The sequence below is a fragment of the Desulfonatronovibrio hydrogenovorans DSM 9292 genome (assembly GCF_000686525.1).
In the GTDB taxonomy this organism is placed as follows: Bacteria; Desulfobacterota; Desulfovibrionia; order Desulfovibrionales; family Desulfonatronovibrionaceae; genus Desulfonatronovibrio; species Desulfonatronovibrio hydrogenovorans.
This window is the reverse complement of sequence record NZ_JMKT01000012.1, coordinates 23,857-41,825: the sequence shown is the minus strand read 5'-3', so window position 1 is coordinate 41,825 and position 17,969 is coordinate 23,857. Positions and strand designations below refer to the sequence as shown.

The following is a 17,969-nucleotide window of genomic DNA, read 5'->3' as shown; positions in this document are numbered from 1 at the left end:
GCTACCGGCCCGGGTAGGTCCTTTGGTTTTTACCCAGCACACACAAGACTTCGTAGGAAACAGTATTCCACCATCCAGCCAGCTGATAAATGCTTATGCCTGACCCCGTCTCCCGGCCCAGGATCAGCACTTCATTCCCGGGCCTTATTTCCGGGGCCTGAGAGGCATCCACTGCTGTGAGCTGCATGCAGACCCGGCCCAGGACCGGAAGTCTGCTGCCCTTGAAACTCATCCAGGCCCTGTTGGACAGGGATCTTGAATAACCATCTGCATAGCCGCACCCGATTATGGCCACCAGCATGTCTCTTGGCGCAGTAAAACTCAAACCGTAACTGACTCCCTGATTTTTTTTCAAGGCCTTGACAGCCAGGACTGGTGCAGACACCTCCATGGCCGGCTTCAGCCCGGCCCCTTTAGACTGAAATGCAGTTCCCTGAAACGGGTTAACCCCGTACAGAGCTATGCCGGGCCGGACCAGGTCGGCAGGGGTCATGGACTCTTCTAGGGTTGCGGCTGAATTACCCATGGATTTCATGCAATCCAGACCCTGCTTCTGAAATATCTCCTGAACCCTGTGCAACCTCTCATGCTGACTGCTGGTTACAGCCCTCATTGCCGGATCATCAGCACAGGCCAGGTGAGATGAAACCGCTTCCAGCATCAAATCCGGCCTTTTCTTGAGAAAAAGACACAGCTGTTCAGCGTCCTGAGGTTTGAAACCCAGTCTGGTCATGCCAGTGTCGAACTTCAGAACAATGCTTTGCCTCTGGCCGGTTGAAGTCAAGGACACCAGGCTTTTAAGCTGGCTCCAGGAATGGATGAAAGGAACTATTTTAAAAAGGGCCAGCTTTTGGGCATCGTTATGGTCTGCCGGACCTAGAAGAGAATAGACCTTTTTCCCGGGAACCTCCTTTTTGAGCAGACAGGCCTCATCCACTGTACCCACCGCAAACATGTCCGCACCCTCTGAACCAAGGGCAGCAGCCACGGGCAAAAGTCCGTGGCCATAGGCATCAGCCTTGATTACAGGCAGGATTCTGGCCCGGGTCATGCCGGCCAGGCATCGGTAGTTATGCCTGATGGCTGTTAAATCGATCTCAACTTTCAACATTTTTTGTCCTGAAAAATCAACCACCTATGGAGGACATGACCCGCTGACAAAGGCTTTTCTCCGGACCCCTGTCCCGGGCCGCAAGCTCATTACCCATAGGCTTGTTCAGTCCGGCCCTCTCCAGGACGGTCTTCAGTCTTTCCGGGCTGATCTTTGATGAGCGAATCAGGGGAAGGAGCCTGTAGTCCCTGTCAGAAAACAGACAGGTGCGCAGCCTGCCGTCAGCCGTAATCCTCAGCCTGTTACAGGTCTCGCAGAAATGGTTGCTCAACGGGGAAATAATTCCCAGCCTTCCTGCACCTTCTGGCAGGGCATAGATCCTGGCCGGTCCATGGTTTTTTCCTTCATGGCTCAAGGGCTCCAGCCTGGTTACCTTTTCAGCTGCACTGACTATTGCATCTCCAGGCCAGAAGTGCTGCTTGCGCCACAGGGTTTTCTGTCCAATGGGCATGAATTCAATGAACCTGACATCAACGGGCTTGCTCAGGGCCAGCCCGACAAAATTTTCCAGCTCATCGTCATTGACCCCTTTCAAGGCCACCACATTGATCTTGACCCGGATCCCATGTTCCAGGCACCTCTCAATGCTGGTCAGGACATTCTTCAAAAAATCCCGGCCAGTGATCTTTTGGTATTTATCCCTGTCCAGGGTGTCCAGGGAGATGTTCAGGGCTTCAATCCCCACATCCTTCAAGGCCTTGATCTTTCCTGCAATCAGGGTTGCGTTGGTGGTCAGCCTGAGGTCCATCCCGGGGATACCCGACTTGATCCGGCTCAAGAAATAAAGAATATCCCGCCTGGCAAAAGGTTCTCCTCCGGTCAGCCTGACCTTTTGCACGTCCATCTTGGCCGCGGTTTCAAGAAGATGGTACATGTCCTCATAAGTCAGGATATTGTTGTGGGGAATGAAACTGGTGACCTTGCACGGACGACAGTAGAAACAGTTCAGATTGCACCTGTCTGTTATGCTGAGCCTTAAATAGCTGATGGTTCTGCCGTAATTATCCCTGATCATCTCTTGATCCCTGTCTGACCGGGTCCGGCTCTATCCTGGAAAAAGACCAGATTGACCCGGGACCCGACATTGCTGGCCTGAGTTGCATCAATAACTAAGCATCAGTCACCCGGCCGGAAACCCCGGTCAGCTGATGAATCAATCCCTTTCAGGGAAAGACCGCTGTGCTCCAGCATCCATTGTGATTCATGAAAAAAGGCCCCGGCCACCTCTTGAGGAACTTCCAGAGCCTGACCTGAAAGTCCCAAATGTCTTCGGAGCAGTTCCCTCAAAGCCTTTCTGTGGTCTGCATGTTCATCTACCCCCTGGACAAGGCAGTAGTCCACCCCCAGTTCATCAACCAGGGCACTGAACATCCCGGTTTCCTCCAGATTTTCCCGGCCCTTGCCCATCATGGCCCTGAAAATGCCTCGCTGCTTCAAAAGATGGTGGCAGACCAGATCAAAGCTGCATTTTCTGGATTCCATACATGGTGCACAGGCAGGCATGGCCTGGAAAACAGTGTGTCCCTGACCATAAGGGCCTGTTTCAAAGCAGTGGGCCGAGGAGATGAAAAAGGCCAGGACCCTGGTTCCCAGGTGGGCGGCCAGGTGCATGGTCCCGGTATCCGGTGTGACTACCAGTTCCAGGGAAGATACTGTATCAGTCAGTTCTTTCCATCCGGTCTTGCCGGTCAGATCAATGATGTCCCTGGTCAGGCCGGGCCCGGCCAGGTCCTTGAACTTCCTGGCCAGGCCCTGTTCTGCTCGGCTGCCCAGCAGAAACAACCTGGAAGACCTGGCCCCTGACCTGGCCGCCCTGGCCAGGGAGACAAGAAGCTCCAGGTCAAGGGATCGTCTGGAATTCCTGCCGGCCAGGACAATGCCGACCCCCTGGCCAGAGGATGATGCCGGGGGATTGACCTGGGCCGGGGAGATCGGGGCAGGAGCAAAAAAACCCCAGAAATCCACAAGGTTCAAGGGGCTGAGCTTTCGGTGCCCGGCCAGCCTGAAGAACAGCTTGGTCCAGGGGTGCCTTTGTTCCTGTCCGTTCATACAGGAATAACCTTTGACCACTCCAGGATCAAACAGTCTGGACAGGGCAAAATTAAGGCCGGAAAAATTCAGATTAACCACCAGATCAGGGCTGATCCCGGACAGTTCCTGCATGGACCTGGTGTTGGCAGAAAAGATATTCATTGGATCTCCAGGTCCTGAAAAATGGGCCTTGATCCCATGCACAACAGAACCCGGATAGACCAGTTCAGCCAGATCCACCAGGGAATGGTCAACCACCAGGTGGACCCTGGAATGGGACTGCAAAGACTTTACAAGCCTCTTGGTCTGCAATAAATCTCCAAAACGGGCCAGCTGGATTATTAGGGTTTCTGAACTCAAGTTTTCCTCCTGGTCGGACCTCAGCTTATACCAAGACCCGACCGCGGGCAACCTCCGGTGCTGTCCGGTCAGGGTCTGGAAAGGATTGGTTCCATTTATGCGTTATTACCCCCTGTTTCTTGACCTGACCTGTAAAACCTGCCTGGTGGTGGGGGCTGGGAAAGTGGGGCTCAGAAAGATCAGGACCCTGATGGAGGCTGAACCCAAAAGAATAGTGGTCGTGGACCCATATTCTCGGGCTCCGGAAATTGATGATCCCAATGGGATCATTTACTTTATTGACCAATGCTTTTCCAGGGAACACCTTGCCGGCTGCCACCTGGCCTTTGCCTGCACCTCTGACCCGGCAACCAATGACCAGGTCCTTGAGGCCTGCAGACAGGAAAACATCTGGTGCAATGTGTCTGAAAGACCGGACAAGGGCGATTTTATCCTGCCCGGGGTCTTTTCCAGACAGGATCTGATCATGGCTGTATCCACCTGTGGTTCCAGTCCGGCCCTTACTGCCAGGATCAAAAAAGAACTCATGAACCTTTATGGACCTGAATACGCAACCTTGACCGAGCTCTTGGCAGGAGTTAGAAAAATACTTCTTTCCCTGGGCCTGGATCAGGAAGAAAACAGGGATTACTTCAGGGCTGTTGTGGACTCTGAAGCATTAATGCTCATCAGGTCCGGACAACGGAAGGAACTCCTTGACCTATTGTGTGAAATTCTGCCGGCAAAGGCCCACAACCGGTTACAAGGGATAATCGATGCTCTCCTTTAGGATTCTGGATTTTTTCATTGCCGTCCTTTACTTATCCGGGGCTTTGTCTTTTTTGCTGGGTCTCATCTATTCCAGCAAAAAAACCCAGGACAAATCAGTGCTTCTGACCATCATCGGCTTTGGCCTGCACAGCCTGGATCTCATTCTCAAATATGCCCTGGGTATCGGTGAGATCCTGACCCAGAGTCAGTTTTACATCAGCCTGCTGGCCTGGTCTTTTCTGCTTATCTACTTCTTCTTGTGGTGGAGGCTTAAGTTAAAATTTCTGTCCATTACAGCAGCCCCCCTGGCCCTGCTGATCTTCAGCGGTTCCCTGGCCATTTCCCCCACCACTCTGCCGGTGCCTGGCTTTTTGCAGGGACTCTGGTTCGGGCTGCACATCGGAACTCTGTTCATCACCATGGCCCTGCTGGCCATGGGCTTCGGGGCCGGTCTTGCCTATCTGCACCTTGACCGGAAAATCAAGTTCAAGGCCAAGCTGAGCAACGTGTCCAGAGACCTGCCCTCCCTGCATACCTTTGACCGGGCCAACCACCTGGCCGTAATCATCGGCTTTCCTCTTTATACCGTGGGGGTTTTGTCCGGTTTTATCTGGGCTGCATTTACCTGGAAAACCATCTTCACCTGGGATCCCAAGGAAGTAGCAACTGTTTTCATCTGGTTCATCTTTGCCTGGCTGTTTCACAGGCGGGTGTCCGGGGCCTGGAAAGGGAAAAAACCGGCCAAGATGGTCATTCTGCTTTTCATACTGTCCCTTGCTTCCTTCATCGGCATCAACTTTTTCATTGAAACCCACCACAGCTTAAGGCCGTAATGGAACAGCAAATATATCTTTTCGGACTCAGCCACAAAACCGCCGCCATAGAAATCAGAGAAAAATTCGCCCTGAACGGATTTGAGCCCCTGAGTCACGGCCTTATGGAGGACCAGGGCCCTGTACAGGAAGCCCTGGTCCTTTCCACCTGCAACCGGGTGGAGATCCTTTGTGTCAGCAGCGAGGTCAAGGAGGCCGTCCAGGACAAGGCCCTGACCGCCTGGGCTGAATTCTGCGGCCAGGACAGGGATACCCTTGAAAAACACGTCTATTTCTATTCCGGCCTGGAAGCAGTGAAACACCTCTTTTCAGTAGCTGCCAGCCTGGATTCCATGGTCCTGGGAGAACCTCAGATCCTGGGTCAGCTCAAGGACGCCTACCGCAAGGCTGTGCAGGAGAAAACCGCCGGGGTCATCATCAATCGGCTGCTCCACAAATCTTTCTCAGCTGCCAAGAGGATCCGGACAGAAACCGCTGTTTCATCCAGCGCTGTTTCCATCAGCTATGCAGCTGTCGAACTGGCCAAAAAAATATTTGGCGAGCTGAGCGACCAGAAAGCCATGCTCATTGGAGCCGGAGAAATGGCTGAGCTGGCTGCCCTGCACCTCTTGAACAGCGGTCTCAAGGATATCATGGTGGCCAACAGGACTCCGGCCCGGGCCCAGGAGTTGGCCCAGAGGTTCAACGGCCAGGCCATGTGTATGGAAAAGATGCTGGAAAACCTCCCCCAAGCCGACATAGTCATAAGCTCCACAGGCGCATCAGGCATTATCATCAGCGCAGCCCAGGTCCGGGAAATCCTGAAGAAAAGAAAACACCGGCCCATTTTTTTCATTGATATTGCCGTTCCCAGGGATATTGATGCCAGGGTCAACATGCTGGACAATGTCTATCTGTACGATATTGACGATCTCAAGGAGGTTGTGGAGGAAAACCTGGCCGGGCGCAGAGAGGAGGCAGCCAGGGCAGCGGAGATCGTGGATATTGAAGTTGAAAAGTTTTCCGACTGGCTCAGGGCCCTGGATCTCAGCCCGACCATTGTGGACCTTTTGAACAGGGGCGAAATTCTGGCCCGCAGGGAATTAAGGAAGTCGCTGCGGAGCCTGGGCCCTGATGTCAGCGCGGACACCACCAGGGTGGTGGAACAGATGGCCCTGTCCCTGGTCCGCAAGCTCTATCATGAACCCATTGTCTTTTTAAAGCGCAGAGCCAGGGAAGAAGGGTCAGCCCAGAAATTTATTGATCTAGCCCGGAGGATCTTCAACCTGGACGACGAACAGGTTCCTCCAGATGCCCACCAGAACAGAAAAAGGAATAACCCATGAGATCTTACCTTATCCAGGAAATAAACAACCAGGACATGCCCAGAATCCTGGAGAAAATCAAACAGGAAGCCTTTGAAAGCCCAGTGGAAGGACTTTTTTGGCTGGCTCTGCCCGGTCATCTGCTTTCCTCGGAGCAGTCCTCCCATTCGGCAGACTGCGGTCCGCACTACATGGCCCTGGAAACAGGCCCTGACTGGATCAAACTGGAGCTTTTGATCCGCTGCAAACAGAAAATCCGCTGTGACTGCATCTGCTACGCCCTGCCTGAGCAGCGGGAACACATGATCAATTTTCTGGATCAGCTGATCCGCAACCAGGACGTCAGAGTCTGATCAGCCCTTTTCTGTCCTTTGGCAGGCAAAAAGGCCCGGCTGTCCAGCAGGAAAAACCGGGCCTGTAACTGTCCCTGGATCCAGTAATCAAAGTCAATCCAGGGATTCAAATCTCGATTTTTTACTGTTTTTTCATGGGCTCACCACAGCAAACCAGTTCTCCATCACCGGCTTCCTTGACTTCAACCACATTTCCGCAGAGTTCACATTTGTAGACTTCTCCTACCTTGGGCATGACTATCCTCCATTTTTCCTAGGGGTTAAGGGTTGATGCACGGACCCGGGGCATTCTTGTGAAGCCGCACCCGGATCTTGTCCTCTGAAAACTTTTTCATAACAATTATAACCATATTTTTCCATGAATACAAACATTGATTTAATAATCCGGATAAACAAGGATACTACTGGGATGGCATCCTGGACCTGATTCTTGATCTCCTGTTCACTAAACCCAGTCAAAATCAGCAGATCAGGTATTTACCCACGACCTTTTGCATGGTAACCACCTGAAAAAAGACGAATGAACATCTTTTATTGATATCTCGGTGATCTGCTTTGCCGATCCTTTCCAATGAGTTCTATAGTTTTCCATAAGGGGAAATCGACATGTCAGAAAACAAACCGGCCCTGCCAAGAAATGACATCGCCGGTCAGGCCATGTCCCTTGATTACCGCAAGCTTTTCACCAATGCGCCGGTAGGCATCTTCATCACTACCCCCGGGGGTGAGTATGTATCGGTCAATCCTGCTCTGGCCAGAATGTACGGTTACCAGACCCCTCAGGAACTCATGGAGGCGGTGACTGATATTGCCAGTCAGGCCTACGCCAACCCAGCAGACAGGGAAGTATACAAGAAGCTCCTGGAACATGACGGCCAGGTTATCAACTACGAAAGTCCCAGGCTGCGCCGGGACGGTACCCTGTTCTGGGTCTCCCTGAACACTTGGGCTGTCCGCAATGACCAGGGAGAAATAACCCATTACCAGGGTTTTACTACGGATATTACTGAACGCAAGAAAGCCGAGGATGCTCTGCGCAGGAGTGAAAAACGGCTGACCAAGATTAACCAATGTCTGCTCAGTCTGGGTCCGGACTACAATGCCAATGTCCAGCGCCTGACCGAACTCTGCGGCCAGCTCCTGGGGGCGACCTGTGCCCTGTACAGCCGGCTGGACAACGGACTGCTCTGTTCGGTCGGCCAATGGCGCACCCCCGGGGACTACAACCCCCAGGACCAGCCCCAGGGGCACATCTGCTATGATCTAATCAGGCAGGATGCCTTTGAAACAGTGGTGATCAGAAACCTCCAGCAGACAGTTTACGCCAAAACCGACCCCAATGTATCCAGGTTTTCCCTGAACACATACATTGGTCATCCGGTCAAAGCCGACGGCCAAAACGTCGGGGCCATCTGCGCCGTATTCCAGACGGATTTCGAACCCTGTGAAGACGATAAAAAGATCATGGGCATCATCAGCTCAGCCCTGGGCTCTGAGGAAGAACGGCACCAGTCCCGGTTAGCCCTGCACGAAAAAAACCAGGAAAGTCTGCTTAATTATCAGAGGACTCAGGCCCTGCTCCAGCTGGGCCAGATGTCTTCAGACAGGGACTTGAAAAAACTCACTGACTTTGTCCTGGAAAAGGCAGTGGAGCTGACCAGGAGCAAAATCGGTTATCTGGCTTTTTTGAATGAGGATGAAACCAGACTTAGAATGCATTCCTGGTCTAGATCCGCCCTTGAGGAGTGTGCTGTCCACCAGCAGACCCTTGATTATGCAGTGGAAGAGACCGGACTCTGGGGCGAGGCCGTCCGGCAGCGAAAGCCCATAATCACCAATGACTACTCCTTGTCATCGAAGCTGAAAAAGGGACTCCCTCCCGGGCATGTCAGGGTGATCAGACATATGAATGTCCCGGTCTTTGACAGCAGCAGGATCGTGATCCTGGCCGGGGTGGGCAACAAACAGACTGATTATGATGAGAACGACGTGCATCAGCTGACCTTGTTGATGCAGGGGCTGTGGCGCCAGATGGAACGCAGGCGGGCAAAAGAAAACCAGAAAAAGCTGCAGGACCGGCTGCACCAGGCCCAGAAAATGGAATCCATCGGCGTGCTGGCCGGTGGCATAGCCCACGACTTCAACAATCTGCTTCAGGTCATCAGCGGCAATGTCCAGCTCCTTGCCCTGGATATGCCCCAGGACCATCCGGACAAAAAACGGCTCCAGGCCATTGAACGTTCTGTCAACCGGTCAGCCCAGTTGATCCAGCAGATCCTTCTGTTCAGCCGGAAAGCGGAAATCAAGCGGCAGCCCCTGGACCTGAACAGAGAGATCATGGATGGAGCAGACATCCTGGAAAGGACCATTCCCAAAATGATCAGTATCGAGCTCAGCCTGGATCAGGACCTCTGGTCTGTTCACGCAGATCCGATCCAGGTGGAACAGGTGATCATGAATCTTGGCTCAAATGCTGCCGATGCCATGCCGGACGGAGGAACTCTGTCCTTTGAAACCAGAAACATGGTTGTGGCCGAGAACACCTTTTCTGAACTGGAACCTGGCAGTTACGTGCTGATGGCCGTATCTGACACCGGGCTTGGAATGGATAAAGACAGTCTCAACCATGTCTTTGAACCCTTCTTCACCACCAAGGATACCGGTAGAGGCACTGGGCTGGGGCTGTCTTCAGTCTATGGGATAGTCAAGGCCCACCATGGTCATATTTCCTGCTACAGCATCCCGGACCAGGGCACCACCTTTAAAATCTACTGGCCTGCCCTGCCTGGAAAAGAACCGGAAAAAAACGGTTCCCCTGCCAGTAAAACCCTGCAGCAGGGTACGGGAACCATCCTGGTTGTTGACGATGAAGCTGATATCAGGGAACTGAGCAAAGAAATCCTTGAATCCAGAGGATATCAGGTCTTAAGTGCTGAAAACGGTGAACAGGCTATTGAACTGCTCAGCCAAAGCAAGGAAACGGTTGACCTGGTGGTCCTGGATCTGAACATGCCTGGCATGGGAGGATACAAATGCCTCCAGAAACTTGTCCAGTTAAAGCCTGGATTGCCCGTTATAATCGCCAGTGGCTATTCCCCCAACGGCCAGACCCAGAAGACTCTTACATCTAAGGCAGCCGGATTTGTCGGCAAGCCGTATCAGACATCTGAACTGCTGGAGGCCATCAACAAGGCCCTGTCGGCTAAAAAGAAATAAGCCCCTATACAGGCCCAGGATCTGATTCCGGCGAATCTGAAAAACGAATCAGAATACCCAGGGGATAAAGGAGCAGCAATGACCAGAAACCAGCCCGTTGTGACCAGTTTTGACCAGTGCCATGAAGTCCGCAGAAATCAGACCTGGGGACATGTCCGCTGGCAGACCCTTTTCAGCCGAAAAAAGACTTCCACCTTGGGCCTTACAGCAGGAGTAGCTGAAATCCCTCCTGGCAGGAAATTTAATATTCACTCCCATCCTCCTGCTGAAATATATTACATCCTGGAGGGCACCGGCATCCTGAGACTCGGCCGGAAGCAGCATGCTGTTTCGCCGGGCACTGCAGTATTTATTCCAGGAAACACCCTTCACGGTCTGCAGAACACCGGCTGCTCGGTCTTGAGATTTTTTTATGTATTTCCCGAGGACTCCATAGAGGATTCAGCCTACTGCTTTCCGGACAGGACAGCTGATCAGCCAGGCTCGGACAGAGAACTGCCATCTATTTAATGAACCATACCTCATTCGCCTCCGGGGTCGAGCTTTCAGGCTGAGGGATTTTGCTTGACCCGAGCTGAAACCCGTACTAAAGGCCTGCCATACCTTTCATTATGCAGACGGGGAACAGATGCAGAAAAACACCCATTCCAAAAAAAGAAAAAAGCCTCCCCATGTGTTTTGCGCTTCCATCTCCTTTACCCTGATTTACTTTGTCCAACACTATTTTTGAGGTGATGAAAAATGCAAGAATGGATCAGACAGCTCCAGGACATGGTCAACACCCTGGAACGGCTTGAAAAATATATTAACGTTACACCAGAAGAAAAAGAGGCTGTGACCTCCATGCGGACCAGATGGGGGACCACTCCTTATTTTGCCTCCCTGATGGATCCAGATGACCCGGACTGTCCCATCAGAAAACAGATCATTCCATCCAGACTGGAGCAGGAAAACTGTTATGGACTTCAGGACTACCTGATTTTCAAGGAAAACCGGGCAGTGGGAGAAAAAAGACCGGACTGCATTGCCAGGCAGTATCAGGACAGGATCGCCTTCACTGTAACCGACATCTGTGCCAACTACTGCAGACACTGCTTTCGCAAGGAACTGGTGGTGGACCAGGATCTGAGCCTCAGGTTCGACCTCAACGAAGGGCTGGACTGGATCAGAGAGCATTCCGAAGTCCGGGATGTCCTCATAACCGGGGGTGATCCCTTTATCCTGTCAGATGACAAACTGGACCGGATCATCACTGAACTGCGCCGCATTCCCCATATCCAGATGATCCGCTTCGGTACCAGAACCCCCATTGTCCTTCCCCAGCGGATAACTCCGGAGCTGATGGAAATCCTGGGCGACTTTCACCGGGTTCCCATCTGGATCAACACCCAGTGCAACCACCCCAGAGAATTGACCGATCAGACAGCCGAAGCAGTCTTTAATCTGCTCAAATGCGGAATCAATGTCGGCAACCAGGCAGTGCTCATGAAGGGCATAAATGATGATGTTGACACCTTCAGGGAGTTGCACCAGAAACTGCTTTCCGTTAGGATCCGGCCATACTATGTGTTCTATTGTGAACCAGCCCCGGGGATTGATCACTTCAGGACTCCGGTAGAAAAAGGTGCCCAGCTCATCAGGGACGCCCTGCGCGGCCATACCACAGGCCTGGCACAACCCATGTACGTCATCGCCACCAATATCGGGAAAATCCCTCTGATGCCGGACTATTACATCCAGGAAAAAACCGACAAGGAATATATCCTTAAAAACTATAAAGGGCAGACCACCACTCTGCCTGTTATTGCTGAATGAATACTGCTGGTCCGGATCATTTCATGATCCGGACCAGCTTCAACCACGACCAGAATCCAAATCTTTCATGAACAATTGGGACAAGATAGACAGCCATCCAGCCCACCTGGCAACTGCCTTTACCCGGTCTGTCCCAGGACCGGTTCCCTATCCTGACCTTACCCTCTCCGCAATGGACATTCAGAGCTTTTATGGTGCTTTCCAGGCAAATGTCCCGGACAGACCATTTATTACTATACTTCCCAACCTTTGAATTTAAAGGAGAAGATCAAGTGCAACTGGATGAAATCAAGGAGCTTATCAAAAAGTCAGATTCCACGGAAATCGTCTTTACCGATCTCAACGGCCGAGTCAGGCGGCTGCCTGTGAATCCCAAAAACATCCAGGCCATTGTCAGGGACGGGATCGGATTTGACGGCAGTTCGGTGGCTGGAATTGCCACTGTGGACAAAAGCGACCGGATGCTCGTCCCTGTGCTGGACAGCCTGAAAAAAATCAGCTTCAGGGATAAAAGAACCTCTCTGTTTGTGGGGACAATCCATAATGAGCAGGGGCAAAGGGCCAGAACCGACCCCCGCTATGTCCTGGAAAAAGCCGTCAGTGAAGCCTATGACGAGTTTGGATTCCAGTTCCTGGCCAGCCCAGAATATGAGTTTTTTTTATTTAAAAACGACAGCTACACCAAAGATCTGAACACGGACAACGCCGGTTACTGTGATGCTGATCCCAGAGACCGGGGGGAAAACGTCCGCAACCATATCATTGACATCCTGACCGACTGCGACATCCCCTTTGAAAAGGCCCACCACGAGGTCAGTCCTTCTCAGCACGAAATCAATTTTGAATGCTCCTCGCCCATTGTGGCTTCAGACAGAACCCTGCTGTTCAACTATGTGTCCCATATGGTGGCTTCAGAGCACGGATTCCACGCCAGCTTCATGCCCAAGCCCTTTGACGGTCAGAACAGGAACGCCCTGCATATCCATCTTTCCATGCAGGACAAAAACGGTAAGAATATTTTCTATGACAAAGAAAACGAGTTCGGCATAAGCCTCCTGGCCCGGAGATTCATTGCTGGAATACTCAAATATGCCAGACAGACTTCCATTATCATGGCCTCTACCTTCAATTCCTACAAGGCCTATGTCATTGAAAAGGAGGCCCCGGTGGTGGTGGGGTGGGGTCCCAGAAATAGGACCTCCATGGTCCGCATTCCTTACGCCACCAGCCCTGACGGAACCAGACTGGAGCTTAGAAGTCCGGATCCGGCCGGTAACATATACCTGCAGATGGCCGCCCTGATCAAGATGGGCCTGCAGGGAGTCAGGGAAAACTTAGAGTGCAACAGCCCGGACGCGGGCAAGGCATATTTCCAGTCTTTGCAGAAAAAAATCTGGGATGACCGCTTTCTGCCCAAGTCCATGTTTGAGGCCTTGGTGGAGGCCGAACGCAGCACTTTTTTAAAGGAAATGCTTGGCCAGCGTCTTTACGACAATCTCATGAACCTCAAGACCAATGAATGGGAGGAGCATAGAACCCATGTCACCCAGAGGGAATTTGAAAGGTATCTGCCCATCTAGCACAACCCGTGACCTTTCATGATCCATACTGACAGCTCCAGGAGGCATCCAAAAATCAAACTTGCATTTTGTGGCCTTATGGCCGAGTATATGGTTCATGACGCTTGTTCCAATTGAAAACATCCGGCCAGGCATGATCTTGGACCAGGACATCAGAGACCATAACGGCCGTTTTCTTCTGGGAAAAGGCCTGACCATCCAGGACAAGCACCTCAGAATCTTCAAAATCTGGGGTATAAGCCAGGTGGATGTTCAGGGGCTGGGTCAGGACCACCAAGATGGTTCACCAGGATACGATTCCAAGGTATGGCAGAAGACCATGGAGTCGGTCCTGGAGAGGTTCCCGGGCCATGACCCTGAAAACCAGGCCAGTGACACCCTTCTGAATATATTCACCCAGCATGCCTGTCATGCCCAGCAGCCGGGCTGCCCTGCCCAGGACTTGACCCAGCCAGATGCTGACCCTGGCCCACCAGCGACCCCTGCAGACCCTGAAGCTGATATTTCCAGGGACTTAAAGCTTGCTTCACTGCCCAGGATCTTCATGCTCATCCAGGAGGCCATCCAGGACCCCAGGACTTCTTCCAGACACCTGGCCGATATCATCAGCAAGGATCAGGGACTGGCTGCCAAGCTGCTCAAACTGGTCAACAGTGCCTTTTATGGATTTCCATCCAGAATCGACACCATCAGCAGAGCTGTGACCATCATCGGCACCAGACAGTTGAGTGTCCTGGCCCTGGGTGTTTGCGCAGTCTCCAGATTCAGGAACATTTCTCCTGATATCCTGAGCATGGAGGAATTTTGGAAACACAGCATTGCCTGTGCCATAGGTGCCAAGACCCTGGCCGGCTTCAGAAACCTTCCCAATACAGAAAGCTTTTTTGTCTGCGGTCTGCTCCACGACATAGGCAAACTGATAATGCTTGACTATTACCCGGACCACTATCTGCGGACCATGATCAGGGCCAGAAAAACGAACACCAGTCTGATCATGGAGGAAAAGACCTTTTTCAGGCGGGACCATGCTGCCCTGGGAGCCAGAATGGTCAGGAGATGGAAGCTGCCCCTGAAAATTGAACAGGCCATCAGACACCACGAAAATCCTTCAGCCTCTCGCTTTCACATGGAAACCACGATGGTCCATATGGCCAACATCCTGGCCATTGGCTGCTGCATCGGTTCAGGCGGAGAAACTAGTGTTCATTCTCCGGATCTCGCTTCCTGGGCCAATGTCAACCTTGAGCACTCAGTGCTCATCCAGACCGCCAAGCTGATGCAGTCCCAGGTGGATAACATCTATCGATTACTGTTCGACGGGACGTAAACAGGATATGTTCAAGACAGCCGACTCAAACAACAGGGACAGGCAGAGCTTAAAAGACCTCAAACAGAGGATCCGGCACCTGGAGGAGATCAACAGATTCACTCTGGACGCCCTTGAGCTGGCTGCATCCCTCATGGATTTTCAGCCCAACATCAGCAAGCTGGAAAGCCCGTCCCTGATCCTGGAGGAAACCTGCGCCAGGATCTGCAGGCTGATCCGGTTTCACAACATGGCCATCTACCTGGTGGATGAAAACGACAGTGACTTTTTCCCGGCCCACTGGGAACCCTCCAACTCCAAAAACAGGATCGCCCAAGAGATCTCCAGGCTGATTGAACAGGGTTTTTTCAGCTGGGTAATGAAGGAAAAAAGGCCCCTGATACTTGCTTCTTCGGTTCCCGGCCAGAGCGTGGTCCTCCATGTCATGTCCACCAGCTCCAGAATCAGGGGGATGTTTGTGGGTCTCATCAAGGGTGAGTCTTCCACAATCCCCGATGTCTCATGGTCTCTTCTGAGCATCGTCCTGTCCGGAAGCGCCAATGCCCTGGAAAGCTTTGAACTTTACAGGATCTTCAGGGAAGCCAATGTCAAGCTCAAAAGGTCTGTTCTAAACAGGACCAGACAGCTGGAGATCCAGGCCAGCTACGACCAGCTGACCCACCTTCCTAACCGGGACATGATTTTCAAAAAACTGGAAAAGGAAATCAGGACCTGCGAGGGAGAAGACCAGGATCACCAGGTGGCCTTCATCCTCATTGATCTGGACATGTTCAAGGAGGTCAATGAAAGTCTGGGGCATGACATGGGTGACAAGCTCCTGGTTCAGGTGGGCTTCAGGCTTCAGGAGATCATGGACGACCAGGAATGTCTGGCCAGGCTGGGAGGAGATGAATTTGCAGTCATATTATCCGGGCCTGACGCTGAATCCAGGGCCAGACAGACCGCATCCGAAATCATCAGGATCATGGCTGAACCATTTGAAATGGATAGGCAGAGCCTGGTCCTTGATGTGAGCATCGGCATTGCCGTCTACCCCAGGGACGGAAAAAATCTGGGCCAGATTTTAAGCAAGGCTGATGTGGCAATGTACGCATCCAAACGCAAAAAAACCGGATACACCATTTACGAATCCCACCTTGACTCTTCCGGTCTCAACCGTCTGAGCCTCATGGGTGAACTCAAACAGGGTCTGGACAGAAATGAACTGGTCCTTTTTTATCAGCCCAAGATCAGCCTGTCCAATCAGGAACCCTGCGGTGCCGAAGCCCTGGTCCGATGGCTCCATCCCACCAGGGGACTCATCCTGCCTGATGAATTCATACCTCTGGCCGAACAGGGGGGCATCATCAAGGAACTGACCCACAGGGTTATGCTCATGGCTGCCAAACAGATAAGCCATTGGAGAAATTTGGGAGTCAATCTGCCCCTCAGCATCAACCTGTCTGCCAGGGACATCCAGGACTCCGGACTTCCTGAACAGGTCTTCCAGATCCTGGATCTGGAAAAAATACCACCAGCCATGCTTGAAATGGAAATTACAGAAAGTGCCTTCATGACCTCCCCGGGCAAGGGGCTGAGGGTGTTGAACGCCCTGAACCGGATGGGGGTGGGACTTAGTATTGACGATTTTGGGACCGGCTACTCTTCCATTGCCTATCTTAAGGAGCTGCCGGTCAAAGTGCTCAAGATCGACCGGAGTTTTGTCAAATCCATGGACAAGGATGAGAATGACCGGAAGATCGTCAAGTCCATCATAGACCTGGCCCATAACCTGGACCTCAGGATAGTGGCTGAAGGGGTTGAGAACAAATCTATTCTCCACTCCCTCAGTCAGATGGGATGCGACATGGCCCAGGGCTTTCATATTATGAAGCCCGGACCAGCGGATGAATTCGTGCAGTGGTTCAGGACCTGGAATAAGGCCTGATCAATCCATGTTTTTTAAGTTTATACTGAAGAGACCTCCTGCTGATACCCAGGGCTTTGGCTGTTTTTTCCCGGTGTCCATTATTGACCTCCAGGGCCCTGACCAGGGCTTTTTTTTCAGCTTTATCCACTGACTCCAGCATAGGGCCCGGCCCGGACTCTCTGCCCGGTTTTTCCGGCCCGGCTTCCAGGATCGGGGATGGAAGGTCGGAGATCTCAAGAACATCCGACCTGCTCAGGATGATGGCCCGTTCCACAACATTCTCCAGCTCCCGGACATTCCCTGGCCAGTGGTAACCATAAAGGGCTTCCAAAAAGCCACGGTCCACCCCCCGGACCTGCTTGCGATTCTTTTCTCCCAGAACCCTGACAAAGTGGTTGACCAGCAGGGGCAGATCATCCAGACGGTCCCGCAGGGGCGGTATCCTGATCTCCAGGACATTGAGCCGGAAATAGAGATCCTGTCTGAACCTGTTCTCCCTGACCTCTGCAGCCAGGTCCTTGTTGGTGGCGGCCAGCAGCCTGACATCCACCTGTTCTTCGCCCACTGAACCCAGGGGCTCGACAACCCGTTCCTGTAGGGCCCGCAAAAGCTTGGCCTGGAGCTGGACAGGCAGATCTCCAATTTCGTCCAGAAAAAGGGTCCCTTTTTCTGCCAGCTGAAATCGGCCTGGTTTGTCCCGCAAGGCACCGGTAAAGGCCCCCTTGCGGTGACCGAAAAGCTCGGATTCCAGAAGTTCACTGGGGAGGGCTGCGCAATTGACCTTGACCATCGGCCCCTCCTTCCTGGCACTGGCCTCATGCAGGGCCTTGGCAATAAGCTCCTTGCCGGTTCCAGACTCGCCCAGGATGAGGACATTGGCCTCGGTCGGTCCGACCTGCTCCACCAGCTCCATGACCCGGTTCATGGCCCTGCTTTGACCAATGATATTGACCTTTTTTCTGAGGCTGGCAATCTTGTCCTTGAGGACCGCGTTTTCCCTGGTCAGCATTCTGTAGTCATAGGCCTTGCTGACCACGACCTTCAGTTCGTCAATGTCCGCCGGTTTGGTCAGGTAGTCAAAGGCTCCGGATTTCATGGCTTCAACAGCAGAGCCTACACTGCCAAAGGCAGTCAGCATGATCACCGGGAGGGGGTCTTTTAGTTTTCTGATCTCTTCAAGGGTATCCATCCCGTCCAGGACCGGCATCTTCATGTCCAGCATGACCACGTCCACATTTCTTTCTGCCAGGACTTCAAGGCATCCCCGACCATTTTCTGCTTCCAGGACCAAATATCCCTCGTCTTCCATCACCGCCCTGATCATCTGCCTGTGTCCGGATTCGTCATCAACCACCAGCAACCTGGGCCTGTCCGTCATGT

The 17,969-nt window shown here is 52.5% G+C and carries 14 protein-coding genes and 1 pseudogene; 10 read left to right on the top strand and 5 right to left on the bottom strand.

All coding sequences use genetic code 11. From position 1 onward, the window contains the following. Nucleotide 1: 1 nt before the first annotated feature. The 3 genes from alr to P771_RS17320 form a co-directional block, all read right to left on the bottom strand. Complete coding sequence (alr, locus tag P771_RS0110855) at nucleotides 2-1,111, bottom strand: alanine racemase (RefSeq protein WP_035244438.1); 1,110 nt, start codon at nucleotides 1,109-1,111, stop codon at nucleotides 2-4. A gap of 16 nt (nucleotides 1,112-1,127) precedes the next feature. Continuing rightward, nucleotides 1,128-2,126, bottom strand: coding sequence for a GTP 3',8-cyclase MoaA (moaA, locus tag P771_RS0110850; protein WP_028575159.1), 999 nt, complete (start codon nucleotides 2,124-2,126; stop codon nucleotides 1,128-1,130). A 101-nt stretch (nucleotides 2,127-2,227) separates the two neighbouring features. Then, nucleotides 2,228-3,502: a glycosyltransferase family 9 protein gene (locus P771_RS17320; protein WP_051617276.1), complete on the bottom strand. Its 1,275-nt coding sequence runs from the start codon at nucleotides 3,500-3,502 to the stop codon at nucleotides 2,228-2,230. Nucleotides 3,503-3,599: 97 nt separating this feature from the next. Here P771_RS17320 and P771_RS0110840 point away from each other — a divergent pair, with 97 nt between their 5' ends. The 4 genes from P771_RS0110840 to P771_RS0110825 are packed head-to-tail and all read left to right on the top strand — an operon-like array spanning nucleotide 3,600 to nucleotide 6,742. Then, nucleotides 3,600-4,271 carry a precorrin-2 dehydrogenase/sirohydrochlorin ferrochelatase family protein gene (locus tag P771_RS0110840; protein WP_028575158.1) on the top strand — a complete coding sequence of 224 codons (672 nt, stop codon included), beginning with the start codon at nucleotides 3,600-3,602 and terminating at the stop codon, nucleotides 4,269-4,271. Next, nucleotides 4,258-5,085, top strand: coding sequence for a cytochrome c biogenesis protein CcsA (gene ccsA / locus P771_RS0110835; RefSeq protein ID WP_028575157.1), 828 nt, complete (start codon nucleotides 4,258-4,260; stop codon nucleotides 5,083-5,085). Before P771_RS0110840 ends, ccsA begins: the two co-directional genes overlap by 14 nt. Beyond that, nucleotides 5,085-6,410 carry a glutamyl-tRNA reductase gene (gene hemA / locus P771_RS0110830; RefSeq protein ID WP_028575156.1) on the top strand — a complete coding sequence of 442 codons (1,326 nt, stop codon included), beginning with the start codon at nucleotides 5,085-5,087 and terminating at the stop codon, nucleotides 6,408-6,410. The genes ccsA and hemA overlap by 1 nt, the downstream gene beginning before the upstream one ends. Then, nucleotides 6,407-6,742: a hypothetical protein gene (locus P771_RS0110825; RefSeq protein WP_028575155.1), complete on the top strand. Its 336-nt coding sequence runs from the start codon at nucleotides 6,407-6,409 to the stop codon at nucleotides 6,740-6,742. Before hemA ends, P771_RS0110825 begins: the two co-directional genes overlap by 4 nt. 130 nt (nucleotides 6,743-6,872) lie before the next feature. Here P771_RS0110825 and P771_RS18720 read toward each other — a convergent pair. Beyond that, a pseudogene (locus P771_RS18720) lies at nucleotides 6,873-6,977 on the bottom strand (desulfoferrodoxin FeS4 iron-binding domain-containing protein); the annotation flags it as partial. Between the two features lie 371 nt (nucleotides 6,978-7,348). Between P771_RS18720 and P771_RS18380 the strand changes: the two are divergent. From P771_RS18380 to P771_RS17300, 6 genes are all read left to right on the top strand, one after another. Continuing rightward, on the top strand, nucleotides 7,349-9,958 hold the full coding sequence (locus tag P771_RS18380; protein WP_051617275.1) for a GAF domain-containing protein: 2,610 nt from the start codon (nucleotides 7,349-7,351) through the stop codon (nucleotides 9,956-9,958). A gap of 78 nt (nucleotides 9,959-10,036) precedes the next feature. Next, nucleotides 10,037-10,468: a cupin domain-containing protein gene (locus P771_RS17310; RefSeq protein WP_051617274.1), complete on the top strand. Its 432-nt coding sequence runs from the start codon at nucleotides 10,037-10,039 to the stop codon at nucleotides 10,466-10,468. Between the two features lie 231 nt (nucleotides 10,469-10,699). Next, nucleotides 10,700-11,773 (top strand): KamA family radical SAM protein, encoded by a 1,074-nt coding sequence (locus tag P771_RS0110790; RefSeq protein ID WP_028575154.1) that lies wholly within the window; start codon nucleotides 10,700-10,702, stop codon nucleotides 11,771-11,773. 272 nt (nucleotides 11,774-12,045) lie between these two features. After that, nucleotides 12,046-13,353: a glutamine synthetase family protein gene (locus tag P771_RS0110780; protein ID WP_028575152.1), complete on the top strand. Its 1,308-nt coding sequence runs from the start codon at nucleotides 12,046-12,048 to the stop codon at nucleotides 13,351-13,353. 97 nt (nucleotides 13,354-13,450) lie between these two features. Next, the gene (locus P771_RS18375; protein WP_150112183.1) at nucleotides 13,451-14,680 is read left to right on the top strand and encodes an HDOD domain-containing protein; all 1,230 of its coding nucleotides are present in this window, start codon (nucleotides 13,451-13,453) and stop codon (nucleotides 14,678-14,680) included. Nucleotides 14,681-14,687: 7 nt separating this feature from the next. Further along, entirely contained in the window at nucleotides 14,688-16,607 is a 1,920-nt protein-coding gene (locus tag P771_RS17300) for a bifunctional diguanylate cyclase/phosphodiesterase (RefSeq protein WP_051617272.1), read from the top strand. On the opposite strand, the gene P771_RS0110765 is transcribed toward P771_RS17300, so the two are convergent. After that, a complete protein-coding gene (locus P771_RS0110765) occupies nucleotides 16,585-17,967 on the bottom strand; it encodes a sigma-54-dependent transcriptional regulator (RefSeq protein ID WP_028575151.1) in 1,383 nt (460 codons plus the stop codon). The two genes, P771_RS17300 and P771_RS0110765, sit on opposite strands and share 23 nt — an antisense overlap. Nucleotides 17,968-17,969 lie beyond the last annotated feature (2 nt).

Bases quoted from the DNA above. Each gene is read 5' to 3' on its own strand.
- alr (WP_035244438.1), bottom strand. From the start codon at position 1,111: ATGTTGAAAGTTGAGATCGATTTAACAGCCATCAGGCATAACTACCGA.
- moaA (WP_028575159.1), bottom strand. From the start codon at position 2,126: ATGATCAGGGATAATTACGGCAGAACCATCAGCTATTTAAGGCTCAGC.
- P771_RS0110840 (WP_028575158.1), top strand. From the start codon at position 3,600: ATGCGTTATTACCCCCTGTTTCTTGACCTGACCTGTAAAACCTGCCTG.
- ccsA (WP_028575157.1), top strand. From the start codon at position 4,258: ATGCTCTCCTTTAGGATTCTGGATTTTTTCATTGCCGTCCTTTACTTA.
- hemA (WP_028575156.1), top strand. From the start codon at position 5,085: ATGGAACAGCAAATATATCTTTTCGGACTCAGCCACAAAACCGCCGCC.
- P771_RS0110825 (WP_028575155.1), top strand. From the start codon at position 6,407: ATGAGATCTTACCTTATCCAGGAAATAAACAACCAGGACATGCCCAGA.
- P771_RS18380 (WP_051617275.1), top strand. From the start codon at position 7,349: ATGTCAGAAAACAAACCGGCCCTGCCAAGAAATGACATCGCCGGTCAG.
- P771_RS17310 (WP_051617274.1), top strand. From the start codon at position 10,037: ATGACCAGAAACCAGCCCGTTGTGACCAGTTTTGACCAGTGCCATGAA.
- P771_RS0110790 (WP_028575154.1), top strand. From the start codon at position 10,700: ATGCAAGAATGGATCAGACAGCTCCAGGACATGGTCAACACCCTGGAA.
- P771_RS18375 (WP_150112183.1), top strand. From the start codon at position 13,451: ATGACGCTTGTTCCAATTGAAAACATCCGGCCAGGCATGATCTTGGAC.
- P771_RS17300 (WP_051617272.1), top strand. From the start codon at position 14,688: ATGTTCAAGACAGCCGACTCAAACAACAGGGACAGGCAGAGCTTAAAA.
- P771_RS0110765 (WP_028575151.1), bottom strand. From the start codon at position 17,967: ATGACGGACAGGCCCAGGTTGCTGGTGGTTGATGACGAATCCGGACAC.